At 61.2% G+C, this 16,934-nt stretch carries 15 protein-coding genes; 4 read left to right on the forward strand and 11 right to left on the reverse strand.

All coding sequences use genetic code 11. From position 1 onward, the window contains the following. Nucleotide 1 precedes the first annotated feature (1 nt). On the forward strand, nucleotides 2–733 hold the full coding sequence (gene yaaA / locus Clow_RS03910) for a peroxide stress protein YaaA (protein ID WP_055176637.1): 732 nt from the start codon (nucleotides 2–4) through the stop codon (nucleotides 731–733). On the opposite strand, the gene Clow_RS11350 is transcribed toward yaaA, so the two are convergent. The 8 genes from Clow_RS11350 to mqo all read right to left on the reverse strand — a co-directional run bounded on the left by Clow_RS11350 (nucleotide 730) and on the right by mqo (nucleotide 9,156). Then, nucleotides 730–1,917 carry a chymotrypsin family serine protease gene (locus tag Clow_RS11350; RefSeq protein ID WP_082418515.1) on the reverse strand — a complete coding sequence of 396 codons (1,188 nt, stop codon included), beginning with the start codon at nucleotides 1,915–1,917 and terminating at the stop codon, nucleotides 730–732. The two genes, yaaA and Clow_RS11350, sit on opposite strands and share 4 nt — an antisense overlap. Nucleotides 1,918–1,997: 80 nt before the next feature. Then, on the reverse strand, nucleotides 1,998–3,155 hold the full coding sequence (locus Clow_RS03920; protein WP_156334616.1) for a chymotrypsin family serine protease: 1,158 nt from the start codon (nucleotides 3,153–3,155) through the stop codon (nucleotides 1,998–2,000). Between the two features lie 57 nt (nucleotides 3,156–3,212). Next, on the reverse strand, nucleotides 3,213–3,941 hold the full coding sequence (locus Clow_RS03925) for a hypothetical protein (protein ID WP_055176639.1): 729 nt from the start codon (nucleotides 3,939–3,941) through the stop codon (nucleotides 3,213–3,215). A gap of 29 nt (nucleotides 3,942–3,970) precedes the next feature. Beyond that, complete coding sequence (locus Clow_RS03930) at nucleotides 3,971–4,876, reverse strand: ABC transporter ATP-binding protein (RefSeq protein WP_055177540.1); 906 nt, start codon at nucleotides 4,874–4,876, stop codon at nucleotides 3,971–3,973. 60 nt (nucleotides 4,877–4,936) lie between these two features. After that, entirely contained in the window at nucleotides 4,937–5,623 is a 687-nt protein-coding gene (locus tag Clow_RS03935) for a response regulator transcription factor (protein WP_082418516.1), read from the reverse strand. Beyond that, on the reverse strand, nucleotides 5,620–6,717 hold the full coding sequence (locus tag Clow_RS03940; protein WP_156334618.1) for a sensor histidine kinase: 1,098 nt from the start codon (nucleotides 6,715–6,717) through the stop codon (nucleotides 5,620–5,622). The genes Clow_RS03935 and Clow_RS03940 overlap by 4 nt, the downstream gene beginning before the upstream one ends. Nucleotides 6,718–6,759: 42 nt before the next feature. Continuing rightward, on the reverse strand, nucleotides 6,760–7,521 hold the full coding sequence (gene cobA / locus Clow_RS03945) for a uroporphyrinogen-III C-methyltransferase (RefSeq protein WP_055176645.1): 762 nt from the start codon (nucleotides 7,519–7,521) through the stop codon (nucleotides 6,760–6,762). Between the two features lie 147 nt (nucleotides 7,522–7,668). Further along, nucleotides 7,669–9,156 carry a malate dehydrogenase (quinone) gene (gene mqo, locus Clow_RS03950; protein ID WP_055176648.1) on the reverse strand — a complete coding sequence of 496 codons (1,488 nt, stop codon included), beginning with the start codon at nucleotides 9,154–9,156 and terminating at the stop codon, nucleotides 7,669–7,671. Nucleotides 9,157–9,418: 262 nt separating this feature from the next. Between mqo and Clow_RS03955 the strand changes: the two genes are divergently transcribed. Together Clow_RS03955 and mtr are read left to right on the forward strand one after the other, a co-directional pair. Beyond that, nucleotides 9,419–10,438, forward strand: coding sequence for an alpha/beta hydrolase (locus tag Clow_RS03955; RefSeq protein WP_055176650.1), 1,020 nt, complete (start codon nucleotides 9,419–9,421; stop codon nucleotides 10,436–10,438). A 19-nt stretch (nucleotides 10,439–10,457) separates the two neighbouring features. After that, nucleotides 10,458–11,849, forward strand: a complete 1,392-nt coding sequence (gene mtr / locus Clow_RS03960; RefSeq protein ID WP_055176653.1) for a mycothione reductase — start codon at nucleotides 10,458–10,460, stop codon at nucleotides 11,847–11,849. A 4-nt stretch (nucleotides 11,850–11,853) separates the two neighbouring features. Here mtr and map read toward each other — a convergent pair whose 3' ends face one another. After that, on the reverse strand, nucleotides 11,854–12,744 hold the full coding sequence (map, locus tag Clow_RS03965) for a type I methionyl aminopeptidase (RefSeq protein WP_055176656.1): 891 nt from the start codon (nucleotides 12,742–12,744) through the stop codon (nucleotides 11,854–11,856). Nucleotides 12,745–12,832: 88 nt separating this feature from the next. Between map and Clow_RS03970 the strand changes: the two genes are divergently transcribed. Then, nucleotides 12,833–14,656, forward strand: a complete 1,824-nt coding sequence (locus Clow_RS03970; RefSeq protein ID WP_156334620.1) for a LamG-like jellyroll fold domain-containing protein — start codon at nucleotides 12,833–12,835, stop codon at nucleotides 14,654–14,656. 3 nt (nucleotides 14,657–14,659) lie between these two features. Here Clow_RS03970 and Clow_RS03975 read toward each other — a convergent pair whose 3' ends face one another. Both Clow_RS03975 and pgsB read right to left on the reverse strand, forming a co-directional pair. After that, nucleotides 14,660–15,667 (reverse strand): poly-gamma-glutamate biosynthesis protein PgsC/CapC, encoded by a 1,008-nt coding sequence (locus tag Clow_RS03975; RefSeq protein WP_055176662.1) that lies wholly within the window; start codon nucleotides 15,665–15,667, stop codon nucleotides 14,660–14,662. Next, nucleotides 15,667–16,923 (reverse strand): poly-gamma-glutamate synthase PgsB, encoded by a 1,257-nt coding sequence (gene pgsB / locus Clow_RS03980; protein ID WP_245625696.1) that lies wholly within the window; start codon nucleotides 16,921–16,923, stop codon nucleotides 15,667–15,669. The genes Clow_RS03975 and pgsB overlap by 1 nt, the downstream gene beginning before the upstream one ends. Between the last annotated feature and the right edge of the window lie 11 nt (nucleotides 16,924–16,934).

Genomic DNA, 16,934 nt, shown 5'->3' on the forward strand with positions numbered 1-16,934 from the left:
CATGTTGATCGTCCTCCCCCCTTCGGAAACCAAGGCCCACGGGGGCGATGGCGCGCCACTGCGCTGGGAAAGCCTTTCCTTCCCCTCTTTGAACCCGCAGCGCGCCAGCATCGCCGCCGACCTCACCCGCTTAACGGTGGATGAAGCACTCGCGGTGCTGGGCATATCGGAAAAACTGCGCCCCGAGGCCGAGCTGAGCGCCCGCCTCCTGCATAGCCCCACCATGCCCGCCATTGAGCGCTACACGGGGGTGCTTTACGACGCCCTCGACGCCCCCTCCCTGCCCCCGCAAGCCCGCGCGCGCCTGGCCATCGGTTCTGCACTCTTCGGGGTGCTCGGCGCGGAGAACCCCATCCCCCACTACCGGCTTTCGGCCTCTACCAAACTTCCCGACGCCACGGGAGCCACCCCCACCATGAAGGCCCGCTGGGGCTCGGCTATCACCCAGGCTTTGAGCGAGGTGGAGGGCCTGGTGATTGATCTGCGTTCCGGGGGGTATCAGCAACTCGGCAAACTCCCCGGCGCGCTCACCGTGCGGGTGGAATCCGTGCGCGAGGACGGCAGCCGCAAGGTGGTGAGCCACTTCAACAAGCACTACAAGGGAGAACTGGCCCGCGTGCTCGCGCTATCGGAGACCGCGCCTGCCGACGCCCCCGAGGTCGCCCAGGTAGCGCGCGCTGCGGGCATGACCGTGGAGGAGAACTCCCCCACGGAGCTGACCTTGGTGGTCTAGCTTTCTGTCAGCGAGTTCTGCAAGGCCGCCTCATACACCTCGGCGGTCTGCTCTACGAGGCCACCGATGCGCTGCGTGCCCTCGATAGCGCTCTCCACCACGGTGCCAACTTGAGTGGGGTCCTGGGAAAGGGTATTCACGGCGTCCTGGGTTTGGAGGCGAGCCTCCCCCACTCCTGCCTCAAAGTTCACCTCTGCCACGATCTGCGCGTCCTCCAACGTGAGAGGCTCCTCGGGGACAGTCATCTCCTCGGGAAGGTTCTCTTCCGCCCACTGCGCCTTGCGCTGAGACTCCTCCTCCAGGGTGTACATGGGGGTGTGCAGCTGGGTGGATTCCGGCAAGGTGAAGTGCTCATTGACCTCCCCATCGGGTATGCCATACACCTCCTCGATGGCCACGTCGATGGGCTGGGCGCGCCCACCAAAGCCATAGAAGCCCATCGAGGTCACTCCCAGGGCCTCGCCGTTATTGGGGTCAAAGTTCACCCCACCGGAATCACCGGGCAGGCTCAAAGCGGTATGCCACAGGCCGTTGCTCGTCCGCAGCACCTGTACCCCGCAGGTGCGCCCGCTGGTCTGGCCATCCTTGCAGATAGGCTGGCCAAAGTTATCAAACGATACCTCCCACGGACCCAGGTCGCGATAATCGCGCACCCCGGTCAGTTCCACCGGCTCACCGTGCCGGCGCCCGTACTGATCCACGGAATCGGCCACGCGGGTGGCCTCCACTCCTTCGGGGATTTCCGCAGTGGCCCAGTCCGCGCCGTTGTATTGCACGGCCAGTTGTTCCGCGTTTAGGCTGTCCTCGGCCGGATACACCTTTTCTCCATGCTCGCGCTGGGCGATGAGGCCGTGCTCATCATAGAGCGGAGCATAGACCTCCGGGTAGGTCTCCGTGCCGTCTCCCTCGATTCCATAGAGGCAGTGTCCAGCGCTCACCAGCACGTTCTTGGTGGTGCCATCGGGCAGGGTGACGGTGCCCGGCACACCCTGGGAGCAGCCGCCGGTAGCCTGAATCTCCAAGGGGATGTCAATGGGCTCATCTTCGTAGGCATCCGTTTGCATACGCATCGGAGCACCGGGGGCCACCTCGGCCGCTGAGGCGATGGCGCCTGGGGCGGTGGTCACTGCCACCGCAGAGATCATGACCGCCGAGGCGGTACCAATGAGGTTACGAGTCTTCATTTTCTCCCCTATCTGATTCTTCCGTGTTGTTTGCTGTGTTCACCGTAACTCAGCAAGTGCACCTGTGTCCCCACTTTCATTCATTCCTCTTCCAGAGAGGTTTGGAAGGCCTCGGCATAAGCCCGTGCAGTCCCCTCCAACCGCTCACCCACATAGAGCGCGGTATTCACGGCATTTTCCGCCACCTGCCCCACCTGGGTGGGGTCCTCGGATAGCAGGTTCACCGAATCGCGGGCTTGTACATGCGCCTCGGCCACGCTCTCTGCTATGTTCTGGTCCGCCTTCTTCTTTGCGCTCTCGAAAGTAACTGGCTCATCAAGCGCCTCCGGGGAGTTCTCCTCCATCCACTGGCGCGTTGCCTGCTGATCTTCCTCAAACGTCCTCATGGGAGCATGCGGGGCGGTGGAGTCCGGCAGGGCGAAGTACTCATTGACCTGCCCATCGGGAATGTCATAGGCCTCTTCCAGCGCAATATCCACCGGCTGGGCGCGTACCACCAAACCCCACGAGGCCAGAGAAGATACTCCCAGCGCCTCGCCATTATTGGGGTCAAAGTTCACTCCCCCGGAATCACCGGGGATACCGGTGCCCAGGTACCACAGGCCATTTCTCGTGCGCATGAATTGGATACCGCACGTGCGCCCGCTGGTCTGTCCATCCTTGCAGATAGGCTGGCCAAAGTTATCAAAGGAAATTTCCCAGTCTTGGAGGTCACGGTAATCGCGCACCCCGGTCAGCTCCACCGGCTCACCGTGGCGTCGCCCATATTGATCCACGGAGTCCGCCACACGGCTCATCTCCACGTCGGGCCCGAGGTCAGCGGTGGCCCAATCGGGCATATTAGGTATCCCTAGCTGCGTCTCTATCCAGTGCTCTCCCGGCTCCATGCGCATTTTCTCCCCATGCGCGGCCATAGCGATGAGCTCGTTGCCTTCTTCCAGCGGCGCATAGACGTACACATCGGGCTGTACGTCATCGTCGTCTGTCCCCTTCACGCAGTGCGCGGCGCTCACCATCACATTGCGCTTGCTTCCATCAGGAAGGGTCACGGTACCGGGAACACCCTGCGAGCACGACATCGCCGTAAATACCTCCGGCGGCATATTCTCGGGGCGCTCCATTCCTTCGATTTGCATCCGCATCGGCGCGCCGGGGGCCACCTCAGCGCCATTATCGACGGCCGCAGTGGCGGGGGTTGCCGCAACGGTTACGGCGGGAACACAGGTCAGAGCAGCCATCAGGGCCAGGGAAATACGATTGGTCTTTATGATTCTTTCCTTTCAGTTCTTTCTTTTTCAGTTCACCGCGCGGCGATCAGTAATCCGCCAAGCGGCGGCTCCCAGAAGCGCGATGAGGGTGACGATGATGAGGGTGGCGCCCAGCCTTCCGATCTCCCCTGGTTCAGCCCCCAAGGCCATGACCATAGTGTTACGCATGGGAAGCAACTGGGCGAGTTTATGCGCCCATTCCTGGGGCATAAGGTTCAGTGACATTTCCAGAAGGAATAGATCAAGCACCAACAGCATGACGGCATAGACGGCCCGACCAAAGATGTAGGTGAGCAACACCGCCAGGATGCTAAAGACAATCCATTCGGAGAAAACAGTGGCAATACCCTGCCATTGCTCCTTATCCAGAGCAAAGTCCACTTTGTAACCCAAGGCCAGCACGAGCAACACGGACACCGCCGCGCCGAGAACCGTCGCCGCAGAAAAAGCAGCGATCAGCAAAGCCACCTGGCTGAGCAGGAGCGCAAAACGATGATTGGTGGAGAGGTAGCACCACCCCAGAGTTCCCTTGGTGAGGTCCGCGCCGGGGAGCATGGCGGCCCCAAAGACCATCACGAGGAGAGCAAACTGGCCCGGGTTCACTAAGAATCCGGCAGCCACCAGCTCTTCCTCCTTCCCCGTACCAAAGGCCACCAGGAAACCGATCCCCGCCATGCCCAGGCAGATGATGCCCAGATAAATCCAGGTGGCTCGGAGAGAGAAGAGAGCACGCGCTTGGCTCTGTAAGAATGACACGATGAATAGTCCTTTTCTGTGAGAAGGTTTTAGGAGGCCCGATATTCGGTGGAATCGACGGTGGCGGCCAGGAAGGCTTCTTCCAGGGAGGGAGTACGGCGCTGCAAGCCCGCCACGGTGAGGTCGAGTGCGCGGCACATGGCCCCTACCTCGATGGGGTCGTCCATGCCAAAAACGCGCAGCAGGTTATCTGCCCCGCGCTCCACCTGGATGCCCGCGCTAGCCAGCGCATCTTCCAGCACGTCGGGGCGGTCCACCTTCACCTCGATCACCGTCTCCCCACTGGTGCCCACGAACTCGTCCACGGTGCCCTCACGCACCAACTGTCCACGCCCGATCACCACCAGGCGATCCGCCGTCATGGACATCTCGGAGAGCAGGTGGGAGGAGACCAGCACGGAACGTCCCTCGGCGGCCAGCTCCCGGATGCGATCACGCATCCAGTGCACGCCCTCGGGGTCAAGGCCGTTGACGGGCTCGTCGAGAAGCAAGTGCTTGGGGTCGCCCAGCAGCGCGCAGGCCAGGCCGAAGCGCTGCTTCATGCCCAGCGAGTAGCCGCCCACCTTCTTGTGTGCCACCTCCGCGATGCCCACGCGCTCTAGCACGTCGTCCACGCGGCTCATGGGTACCTTTTGCAGGGAGGCCATCATGCCCAGGTGGGCGCGAGCGCTACGGCCGGGATGGAACCAGGTGGCGTCGAGCAGCGTGCCCACCACTTTGCCGGGGTGGCTGAGTTTGCGGAAGTCCGTGCCGTCGAAGGTTGCCGTGCCCGAGGTGGGGCGTTCCAGCCCGACGGCCATGCGCATCGTGGTGGACTTTCCCGCACCGTTGGGCCCGAGGAAGCCAGTCACGAGGCCATCGGGGACGGTGAAGGAAAGGTTATCCACCGCCTTTTTTGACTTATACGTCTTAGTGAGATTCTTGATTGTGAGCATGGTTTTATCTTCGCCCCCGAACCCCGCTGCCCACATCGCCCTGCGGGTTGAAACCTTAGCTCAGCCTTGAGGATGATTAAGTAGCTCCTGTGGAGATACCACGCCGCGCCTGTACGCAAAAAGCACGGCCTGCACCCTATCCCTGGAACAGGTTTTCATCAGAATATGGCGCACGTGAGTTTTCACCGTGGCCATAGAAACAAACTCGCGCTCCGCAATCTCCTGGTTATTCAGCCCCAGCGCCATAAGGCGCAACACGTGCGTTTCCCGCTGCGTTAATTCCTCCACCGGGGCAGGAGGACTGCTTATCGGCGCCCCCTTTTCCGTCATATCGCGCAGCACATTCGCGGTGACTTTGGGGGATAACACTGCCTCGCCGGAATGCACCACGCGCACGGCGCGCAACAATTCCTCCGGTTGGGCGTCTTTGAGCAAGAAACCGCTGGCCCCGGCCTCGACAGCGCCGCGCACAAAGTCGTGCTCATCAAAGGTGGTGAGCATGATGATTCTGGTTTGTGGGTGCTGTTTCAGAAGCGCGCGGGTGGCCTCTATTCCGTCCATGCGGGCCATTTGCACGTCCATGAGCACCACGTCCGCCGGCTCTTGGGCTAATACCTGGTCACCATCGCTCACGTCCCAAACCACCCGCATATCCGCCTGGGAACCGAGCAGCATCGCAAAGCCCGTGCGCACCAGGGGTTGATCGTCCACCAGCCCCACTCGGATCACTGTATTGTCCGCTTTCATAGGGCCACCTGTGCTTTCACTACGAACTCTCCGTTTTCCCTCTTCACCTCTAACCGGCCTCCCTGAGCCAGCAAACGCTCCTCCATACCAATGAGACCAAAGCCACCCTCATTGGGCTTGCTCTCTGTGGGATTGTGAGATTGAATCAATAGCATTTGACCTTGAGTTTCGACCTTGATCCCACCCGTGGCCGTGGAGGAGTACTTGAGCATATTCGTGAGTAATTCCTGCATGGTGCGATAAATAGTGAATTGAACGAACGTAGGAAGATCCGCAGGAATATCGCCTAAGCCAATAACGGTAAGCTCCAAACCATTGCGGCGAGCATCCGCCACCAGGGCCGCTATATCGGCTACACCTGGGGCCGCGTTACGTTCCCGCCCTCCCTCTTCCCGCAAAACTGAGAGCAAACCCCGCATTTGAGTCAGCGCCTCCCGGGAGGTCTGTGAGATAGTTTCCAAGGTCTCTGCCGCCATCTGCGGGTTCTTAACAGCGTTATATCGAGCGCCATCCGCCAGCGCAATCACCCCGGAAAGATTATGAGCGATAATGTCGTGCATCTCCCTGGCGATGCGGGTGCGCTCTAGGGTTCCGGCGAGTTCGGCCTTCTCTCGCATCAGTACGATAGTTTCGGAGCGTTGACGCAACAGCGTGCCCAGTAGCCAAAAAGCCACAATGGGAATAATTCTACCCGTAAATGCCCCGAGCATCCCCCAGGTATCATACACTTCATGCAAGCGCGCAAGACAAGCGAGAAAAATAACACCAACTATATAGGATATATAAATAATAGAAATGTACCAGCCGCATAAAGTGGCAACGAAATATGAAAAATATATAAGGGCAATGAGAACTATCCCGCCCCCTTCGGACGTCCCAGAAAAAAGCGCAATAGTAACCAATACCCCCACAAATATAATCAAAACATTGGGCGCACGGCGAAAGAATAATGCAACGAGGACCAGCAGGGACATAGTAGTAGCTTTAACCGGCCCCTCATCCCAGTAAGCAGCCACAGTAAGCACAGCAAATAAAACTAGTACTACTTTGCCGGTTCCCCGTGCAATCTTCTTCCACCACGCCGCGCTCATCATTTTCCCCACGCTACCCACCGGGTAGCGCCCCGCGCCTCATTCCTAGGGTTGATTCGCGCTCAACCCCGCCACCTCACCAATCACGTAGGTAGCCGGGGAACGCACCTCGTAGCGCTCCATCGTCTCGGCCAGGGTTCCCAAGTCGCAGCGGAACACGCGCTGTTGGGAGGTGCTGCCCTCCTGCACGATGGCGCAGGGGGTGGTGGGCGCCAAGGGGGCGTCGATAAGCGCCTGAGCAATCGCCGGGGCCTGGCGTACCCCCATGATGACCACGATGGTGCCGCCGCTGCGGGCTAGGGCCTGCCAATCGACCTCCGAGCGCGGGTGGCCGGGTGGCAGGTGACCGGAAACGACGTGGAAGGAATGGACGAGGCCGCGCTGGGTCACGGGTACTCCGGCCAGGGCGGGCACGGAGACCGCCGAGGTCACGCCGGGTATGACCTCGCAGTCAATGCTGTGGCGCAGGCAGTATTCGTATTCCTCGAAGCCCCGGCCAAATACGTAGGGGTCTCCCCCTTTGAGTCGGGCCACGACCTTCCCCGCCTGGGCGTGTTCCACCAGGAGTTCATTGATCTTTTCCTGAGCGGTTTGGCGCTCGTAGGGCAGCTTGGCTACGTCGATGATCTCTTTGTGCGTGGTATCGCACAGCTGGTCCAACTCCCCCGTGGGGCCGAGGTGATCGGTGAGAATCACCTCGGCGCGCTCTAGGGCCTTCATGCCGCGCACGGTGATGAGGTCCCAGGCGCCGGGCCCTCCTCCCACGAGGTAGACGTGTCCGGGGTTGGGCTGTTGTGCTGCGCTCATGGGGCATGAGTGTACCCGCCGCCCCAGCCCAACCAGGCCTTTATAACCAGCAGCCCCGGCAACGCACGAGCCGCGCCTTGCCTCCCGGGAAGAGCACCCAGGGAAAGCAAAGCGCGGCTCGTGCCGCTGCCATGCAGCAGAAGAGTATTAATCCTCCAATTGCAGCGTGCGCTGCGTGCTCTCCCACACCTGAGAGAACATGTCCGGCTCCCCGGCCAGCTTGTGGCCGTAGGAGGGGATCATCTCGATGAGCTTGTCTGCCCAGTCAATCATGCGTTCGCCAAAGCAGCGTTCCAGCAGTTCCACCATCGCCGCAGGAGCAATCGAGGCGCCCGGCGAGGCACCGAGCAGGCCAGCGATGGAGCCGTCGGTGTCATTGACCAGAGCGGTGCCGAACTCTAGGGAGCCAAAGCGCGGGGCGGCCACGGGCTGAATCACCTGCACGCGCTGTCCGGCAATCACCGTCTCCCAATCCTTGCTCTCGGCCAGGGGCATGTACTCGCGCAGGGAGTCCACGCGGTGCTCAAAGTTCTTCAGCACCTCGGTGACCAGGTACTTGGTCAATCCGAACTCCTGGACGGCCACGCCCAGGTAGGAGGGGATATTATCCGGGCGGATGGACTTGAAGAGGTCAAGGTAAGAGCCCTTCTTGAGGAACTTGGGCGTCCACCCGGCAAAGGGGCCAAAGAGCAGGCCGCGCTTGCCGTCGATCACGCGGGTATCCAGGTGCGGCACGGACATCGGCGGGGCACCCACGCGGGCCTTGCCGTACACCTTGGCCTGGTGCTGCTCAATGAGTTCTTCATTGGTGCAGCGCAGCCACATGCCGGAGATGGGGAATCCTGCGATACCGCGCACATCGGCCACCCCGGCTTTGCGCATGAGGTCCAGGGCATAACCACCCGCGCCCACGAACACGAAGTTCGCGCGCACCACGGAGAGATCACCGGTGTGGAGGTTCTTCACGGTGATGCGCCACTTCTTGCCCTCGCGCTTGAGGGCCTTGACCTCGTGCCCGTAACGGAACTGGGTACCGGCGCGCTGGCCGGCGTCGAAGAACTGGCGGGTCAGCGAGCCGTAGTTGATGTCCGTACCGGCGTCGGTCCAGGAGATAGCCACGTCCTCGGAGTAATCGCGGCCGCGCGCCATGAGCGGAAGTTTCTCGGCAAACTCATCGCGGTCAGCGGTGAACTGCATATCGGGGAAGAGCGGGTGGTTCGCCAGCACCTCGTAGCGGCGTCGCAAGTAGCCCACCTGATCCTCGCCCTGCGCCAGGGATACGTGCGGCACGGGGTTGATGAAGTCGCGGGGGGAGGGCAGCACGCCGCTGGTGACCTGGTGGGACCAGAACTGGCGGGATACCTGGAACTTCTCGTTGATCGCCACGGCCTTAGTGACGTCAATCTTGCCGTTCTTCTCCGGCGTATAGTTCAGCTCGCACAGGGCGGAGTGCCCGGTACCGGCGTTGTTCCAGGGGGAGGAGGATTCCATCGCCGCGCCGTCGAGGCGCTCAAACACCATCTGCGTCCACGTGGGTTCCAGTTCGCGGAGCATGGCACCCAGGGTGGCGCTCATGATGCCCGCACCGATGAGTGCGACATCCACCTCGTCGCTGATCTTTGTACTCTCAGACACTTGCTCTTTACCTCTTCATTTTCGTTGCACTGGCGGCCGCCAAGCGGGTCTGTGCCCGTGCGCAGACACCCGCCGAGCCGCTTCCTGCTCACGCGGGCCACAGTCAGTGACCTACACCTTACGCCCCCAGGGGGCGAATCCGCGCATTATCCCACGAGTTTTTGGTATAAAACGGGTGTTCTGCCATGCCATCGCCGCCGAATGACACCCCCGATTCCCTCCCCCGCTTGCCCGCCCGCGAGACTGTCTACACTAGCTCAATATGAATCACACCTCCGAGGAAAGTTTGCACTGGGGCGAGGACATACTGGGGGACGGCTTTTCCGCCACCACCCTGGACTTTGGGCGCGACCCCGACGGCGAGGGGGAGGCGGTGGCCACCCTCGTGCGTGCCGACGCCTCCGTGGGCACTGAATCTGCGCAAGGTAACGGTAAACCTGCGGTGCTGTGGATACACGGCATGACCGATTACTTCTTCCAAGCCCACGTGGCCGAGCAATTCGCGGAGCACGGCTACCCCTTTTACGCCCTGGATCTGCGCAAGTGCGGGCGCTCCCACCGGCCAGGCCAGCACTGGCACTACACCAGCGATCTGCGCCACTATTACCCGGAGCTCACCGCCACGGCCCGGATACTCGTGGAGCGCCACGGCAGCGTCGTTCCGCTGGCGCATTCCACCGGCGGGCTCATCGCTACGCTCTGGCTTGACCACCTGCGCAGCACCGAACCCGCGCTATTCGATTCCGTGCCCGCGATGATTCTCAATAGCCCGTGGCTGGACATGCCCTTCCCCAACGCCGTGGTCCTCGCCACCAAGGCGCTTACCTCCACCGTCGGCAAGGTGCGCCCCCTGCTTTCCCTGCCACAGAAAGAGGTGAGCGCCTACGGCCAATCCCTGCACCAATCCCTCGGCGGCGAGTGGGATTATGACACCACCATGAAACCCCTGGGCGGGCACCGTAAATATTACGGCTGGATCAACGCGATCTTTGCCGGACAGGCGGCAGCCCAGGAGCAAAAGAAACTCCCCACTCCCCTACTCACCCTGTGTTCCTCCCGTTCCTGGTTAGGCCACGAGTACTCGGCGGCCGCCGATAGCGCCGATACGGTGCTGGACGTGGACCAGATTCAGCGCATAGCCCCTATGCTCTCCGAGCGGTCCACGGTGCTGCCCATTGATTCCGCGCGCCACGACGTTTTTCTCTCTACCCCCCTGGTGCGCGAGGAAGCCTTTGAGGCCACCTTTGACTGGCTGGATACTGTACTCAATAAGACTAAATAAATAAGGAAGGAACTGTACCGTGACCAGCCCCACCAAACACTACGGTCTCATCGTGATCGGCTCCGGTTCCGGCAATAGCCTGCCCCCGGAGTTCGACGACCTCTCCATCGCCATCGTGGAGGAATCCCGCTTTGGCGGCACCTGCCTCAACGTGGGGTGCATCCCCACCAAGATGTACGTGTATGCCGCCGACCTCGCCCTAGACACCCGCCACGCCGCCGAGCTCGGGGTCAACGCCCAGGTGAACTCCGTGGAGTGGCCGGCGATTGTCTCCCGCGTATTCGAGCAGCGCATTGACCCCATCTCCCAGGGCGGCGAGGAATATCGGCGCGGGCCGCAGACCCCCAATATCGACGTTTACGATCAACACGCGGTATTCGTGGGCGAGCGCACCCTGCGCACCGGCCAAGGGGATACTCCCGTTACTATCTCTGCCGATAATGTGGTGATCGCCGCGGGCTCGCGCCCCATGATTCCCCAGGTGATCGCAGACTCCGGCGTGAAGTATCACACCAATGAGACGATCATGCGCCTGCCCGAGCAGCCGGAATCGCTGATGATCGTGGGCGGCGGATACATCGCTATGGAGTTTGCCCACGTATTTGAGGCCCTGGGCACCCGCGTGACCATCATCAACCGCTCCGATTCCCTACTGCGCCACCTGGACGCGGAGATCAGCCAACGGTTTACGGAACTTGCCGCCGAGCGCTTCGACGTGCGCTTTAACGCCGAGATTAAATCCCTCACCCAAGACGCTGACGGCGGGATTACCGCTACGCTCAGCGACGGCAGCACGGTAACTAGTTCGCAGCTCTTGGTAGCCACCGGGCGTATCCCCAACGGCGACCGCTTGGAGGCCCAAGCGGGGAACGTGGCCGTGAACAAAGGCCGCGTGGAGGTAGATGAATACGGCCGCTCCACCACCGCCCCCGGTGTATGGGCGCTAGGCGACGTCTCCTCGCCTTACCTGCTTAAGCACGTGGCCAACGCGGAGGCCCGCGCCGTGTGGCACAACCTCCTCCACCCCGAGGACCTACACGCCATGCCCCATGAGCACGTTCCGGCGGCGGTGTTCACCCACCCGCAGATTGCCACCGTGGGGCTCACCGAGGAACAGGCCCGGGAAACCGGGGCGGACGTGACGGTGAAGGTACAGAAATACGCCGATGTGGCCTACGGCTGGGCGATGGAGGACACCACCGGAATAGTGAAGCTCATCGCGGATCGCTCCACCGGCAAACTCCTGGGCGCGCACCTCATGGGGCCGCAGGCCTCCACGCTGATCCAGCAGCTCATTACGCTCATGGCCTTTGACATTGACGTGCGCCAGGCCGCGCGCGAGCAGTACTGGATTCACCCGGCGCTGCCCGAGGTGGTGGAAAACGCCCTGTTGGGGCTGGAGCTGGATTAGGGGTTTACTGCGCAGGCTGTTCCGTAGGCAGCGTAAGAATCTCGTTGCCGTCCTCGGTAATCACAATGGTGTGCTCGAACTGCGCGGTGAACTTGCCATCGCGGTTCTGCACGGTCCAGCCGTCATCCCAGATGTCGTATTCCAGGCCGCCCAGGTTAATCATGGGCTCGATGGTCAGCGTCATGCCGGGTTCCAGCACGTCACGGTAGGTATCGGAATCGTAGTGCAGCACGATAAGCCCGTTGTGGAAGGTGGTACCCACGCCGTGCCCGGTGAAGTCCGTGACCACGTTGTACCCAAAGCGCTTGGCGTAGCTTTCAATCACGCGGCCAATCACGTTGATCTCGCGGCCCGGCTTGGCAGCCTTAATTCCGCGCATGGTGGCCTCGCGGGTGCGCTCCACCAGCAAACGGTGCTCCTCGGAGACGTCGCCAGCTAAGAAGGTGGCGTTAGTATCCCCGTGGACGCCGTTCTTAAAGGCGGTGACGTCGATATTAACGATGTCGCCGTCCTGGATCACCGTGGTATCGGGGATTCCGTGGCACACGATCTCGTTGAGGGAAACGCAGCAGGACTTGGGAAAGTGCAGGTACCCCAGGGTGGAAGGGTAGGCGCCGTGCTCAACCATGTATTCGTGAGCGATGCGGTCAATCTCATCGGTGGTCACGCCCGGATTCACGGCGGCCCCGGCGGCGGCCAGGGCGTTGGCGGCGATGGTGGAGGCCTCGCGCATGGCCTCGATTGTCTCGGGGGTCTGGATGAAGGGCTCCCCGATATTTTCTTGTACCTCGTCCTTCCAGGCGTATTCCGGGCGAGCGATGTGCTCGGGCACGGTGCGGATGGGGGTGGGCTTTCCTGGGGTGAGTTTTGCACGGGTTGCAGACATGCCGCCCATCGTAGTCCCCTCCATCTGTTCACTCAGTCTTAACCCGCTCGCCATATCGGCGCGATAGGTTCGCCCTATGCCGACCTCACTGCCAAAGATGAAACGCCGCCAGTTCCTCTCACTCAGCGCCCTGGGAGCGCTGAGCGCCACGGCCCTCTACCCCACCCTCGCCCGTGCGCAGGCCAGTGCCGCGGCAGGCTCCGGCTTCACCATCGGGGTGCTGCCGGATACGCAGTTTTATTCCCGCTACGCCACCCCGGATACCGGTAATCTCTACCGCGCCCGCTACGGGTCGGAGCCCTACGAGGCCCAAACTCGCTGGCTAGTGGAACACCGCGAGGAATTGGGAATCGCTTTCACCACTCACTTAGGCGACATAGTGGATCAGGCCGAGGTTATCCAGGAGTGGGACGTAGCCAACGCGGCGATGAGTATTCTCGATAACGCCGCCATGCCCTATTCCCTGTTGCCGGGAAACCACGATCTCTCCGAGCAGGAACCCACGCACTTTAGCGAGTACTTCCCGGCGTCGAGAAGCAAAGCCTTTTCTACCTTCCGCGAGCGCTATTCCGCTCCCAATAGCGAGTGCGAATATCACATATTCCATGCCGCAGGCAGGCAATTCCTGGTGCTCGCTCTGGCTTGGCGCGCGGACGACGCCGCCCTTGACTGGGCGCAAAGCGTGCTCAACTCTCACCGCGATATTCCCACTATTCTCACCTCCCACGAGATCACCGGAATTAAACCCGATGGCGAGGTATTCCTCACCGAGGAATACGGCGAACACCTATGGGAGCGGCTTATTTACCCCAATAGTCAGATTTTTCTGACCATCGCCGGGCACCATCACGGCGCGGGATATACCACCCGCACTAATGCGCAGGGCCGCGAGGTTATTCACGTATTGCAGGATTATCAAATGGCCTATCAGGGCGGCAATGGGCTCATGGGATTGCTCCACTTTGACCTCGCCGCCGCCACGCTCACCATGACGGCTTTCTCCCCCTGGGTGGCGCTCAAACCCGTCGAAAGCCTTAATCAATTTGACCAGATACTCCTGGAAGAGCCCGATTCCTGGACGCTCCCGCTGCACCTTCCCCCTGCCCCCGAGGCCACTGCGCCCGACTACACCGAGCGCACCCGCGGCCTCATCACCGCGGGCTACTCCGCCCCGCACATTGACCCCGGCCAACTGCCCACCTCTGCCGAGGATTATCCGCACGTGCCCGCCGCCGTGCATTGGCGCCCCAGTGCCTCGACACCGGGGAGGCTTATCGACGTCTCCGGCAACAATAACCACGCCACCGCCGCCGACCCCGGCGGGCTGCGCATTATCACCGGCGCTCACCCCCTTTCCGCCGATGGCGCGGCGCTGTACTGGCAGCGCCCACACCGCAGTTGGCTGCGCACCGATAAAGACGCTCCGCTGAACTCCCTGACCTTTGAGGAGGGCTACACCCTAGAGACCTTCCTGTATATTGACCCGGCCTTTGGGGAGGAGAATCACTGGATGGGCGCACTGGGGCGCTTAGGCCAACGCGGCGGCGAGGAACCGGAAGAGCCACCGGCGGTAATGGCCGTTTCCTCCCTGCGGGAGGTGCAGTGGTCAGCCGTGGCTACCCAGGGGAATACGGGTGGCACCTCCAATTGGTCCCACGAGGTGCCCGTGGGCCGGTGGCTGCACGTGGCGGTGGTAAATGACCCCGCGCGCGGGAGCATTGAAATGTTTGTGGACCACGCCCCTATCCTGCGCGATGTGCTCGGGGCCAGCGGCCTGGCTACCGCGAATGAGCCCTGGTTAATAGGGGCCTCCATCTGGGCCGGACAACCCGATACGCCTTGGGTGGGCGGTATCGGTGAAACGCGGGTGGTGGCTAAGCCCCTGGGGCGAGAGGAATGGCTGACGGGGTGGGGTAAATAACGGCTAGGAAAGCGCCGCCACCGGAGCCGCAATAGCTGCGCATGCAGCCACCGAAATTGCTAGGCCTCCACCGGTGCGCTTCCAACCGTGCTGCACTAGATCGTTAGCCACGATAGCGGGAAGAATACAGAACACAATGTTTTCCGCACCACCCACTCGATGACCGGTAAGGACCACCACCAGGCCCTCTAATGCCACCACCGTGAGAATGGAAAGGGCGCACAAAACAATAAAACGATCCTTACCAAAAAGCGGCACGCGGCGCGCATAGAGGCTGTATATCGCCCACACTAATCCAGCCGAGGCCGCCAGCACAGCAATGTACCGGGGATTGATGGTGCTGGCCACAAGCAAACCAGCGGTAATGTACCCACCAGTGCGGAGCTTCAAGTTCTTAAGGAACCCATCTTGAATAAGAATCGCGCACAGCACCGAAGCAGCCGCTATTCCAAAGAACTTGGGTTCAGAACGCGGGATTTGTTCAAAGAGCGCGCTAGAGAAGGAAAGCGGCAATGCTACGCTCGTGAGCCACGTAAGCCCCAAGCCCACCAAACCAGAGACAGGACCCATCCATACCAGCGGAATAAGAGTGCGCTTAGGTCCTTGCTTCACCAAGGAATTGCAAAGCATACCCGGAACAATCACGCCGATGAGGGCAAACTCCATTCCGTGAATCTGCTTGCCAAAGAGATACTCGCTGCCCACCACCCATATGGCTCCACAAATTACGCCTACAAAGAGACCAATGGCAAAGATTTGACGCGGACGCGGCAACCAGATTTTGAGGATGACGTACTTAATCAGCAGCCAGGCCACCACGGATACCGCCACCGTGAACACTACATTCCACGGCATGTACAAGGAAGCTGCAAGATACCCTACTGTCAGGGACCCACCCACGCTAACCTGGCGGTGTCGGAAGTAAAGGTAGCTCAGCACCAACCCCACGAGGAAGGTCACGTGAATGAGGTCTACCAGGAAGTAATAGGAACCAAACTCCACGCTGTGCATTAGGCCGTGGCCTCCTTCTGCTCCTCGTTCTTGGCGCCCTTGTCCAAGGTGGCGTCGATGTAGCGGCGCATGGCCGTCACGTGATCGGTGTGGATATTGACCATGCCGAAGATCGCCACGTCGTGCCCCTCAAAGCCCTCGCGGGCGCGGTCCACCAGCACGCGGCCATCCTCGGTGGATTCGGCGTGTTCACAGTCGGCGGTGGTCACGATCTCGCTTTCTGGGAAGCCCTGGTCGATGAGGCGCTGGCGCACCACCTCTTGAAGGTCGCCGTAGAGCACCACGCGGTCAATCTCTTTGCGCAGGTCGGTGCTCACCAGATCGATGAACATGGCGGCGCGGTCGGTGCGGTCGGCGCGATTATTCAGCGCCACCACGCGGCGGCACTCCTCCGGCAGCGTGGTCTCGGAAACGCTATCGAATACCCGCACGGTGGATTCCCAATCATTCACGGCGAACATGGGCACCCAGAACATAGAATCCTGGCCCTGCTGAATCTGCGTGACGGAGGTGGTGCCGGGGTCGGGCTGGGCGGAAAGCATGCCGCGCACGGCGGTATCGGTATCAATGCCCAATTCCTCGGCCACGGCCAGAGCTACCGCTACGTTTTCCTCGAATTGCTGGTAGCTAAAGCGCGGCACCAGGGAACGGGAAAGGTCACTTTCTTCCGCCACGATAAGGCGGCTGTCACGTTCCTCGGCGTGACGGCGAATAATCTCTACCAATTTGGGAGAACGCTCGCCGGTAACCACAACGCCGTTATCTGGCACGGTATTGCACAGCGATTCCGCGATCTCCTCCAAGGTATCGCCCATATCCTCTTGGTGATCCAGGCGCACATTGGTAATCACGGTGATCGGTGAACGCAAAATGGTGGATTGGCAAATCTTTTGGTATTTGGGCTTTACCGCCATGCACTCCACCACCAGGGCATCAATATCCTCGGTGATCCATTCCCTGACAAAGCGGTATTGCTCATTAATGTTGGCCGGGCCGGTGCGGCGAATGGGGTGTTCTTCCGCCTGGCCGTCGATCACGCAGGCATAAGTGCCGGTGGTTTTAGAGATAGTGTTGTGCCCCGCCGCGCGCAATACCCCGCCAATCATGCGGGTGAGCGTGGACTTTCCGCGAATCCCATTGACGTGGACGTTAAAGCGCAGCCCATCCAGGCGGGCGCGATGGGCGCGCTCATGGCGGTGAAAATAGGTCATGGACGTACCGGCGAGGGCACCGGACATCGCAAGAAAAGCAAGCATGGTATCCGTTT

It is taken from the genome of Corynebacterium lowii, from assembly GCF_001412085.1.
GTDB lineage: Bacteria > Actinomycetota > Actinomycetes > Mycobacteriales > Mycobacteriaceae > Corynebacterium > Corynebacterium lowii.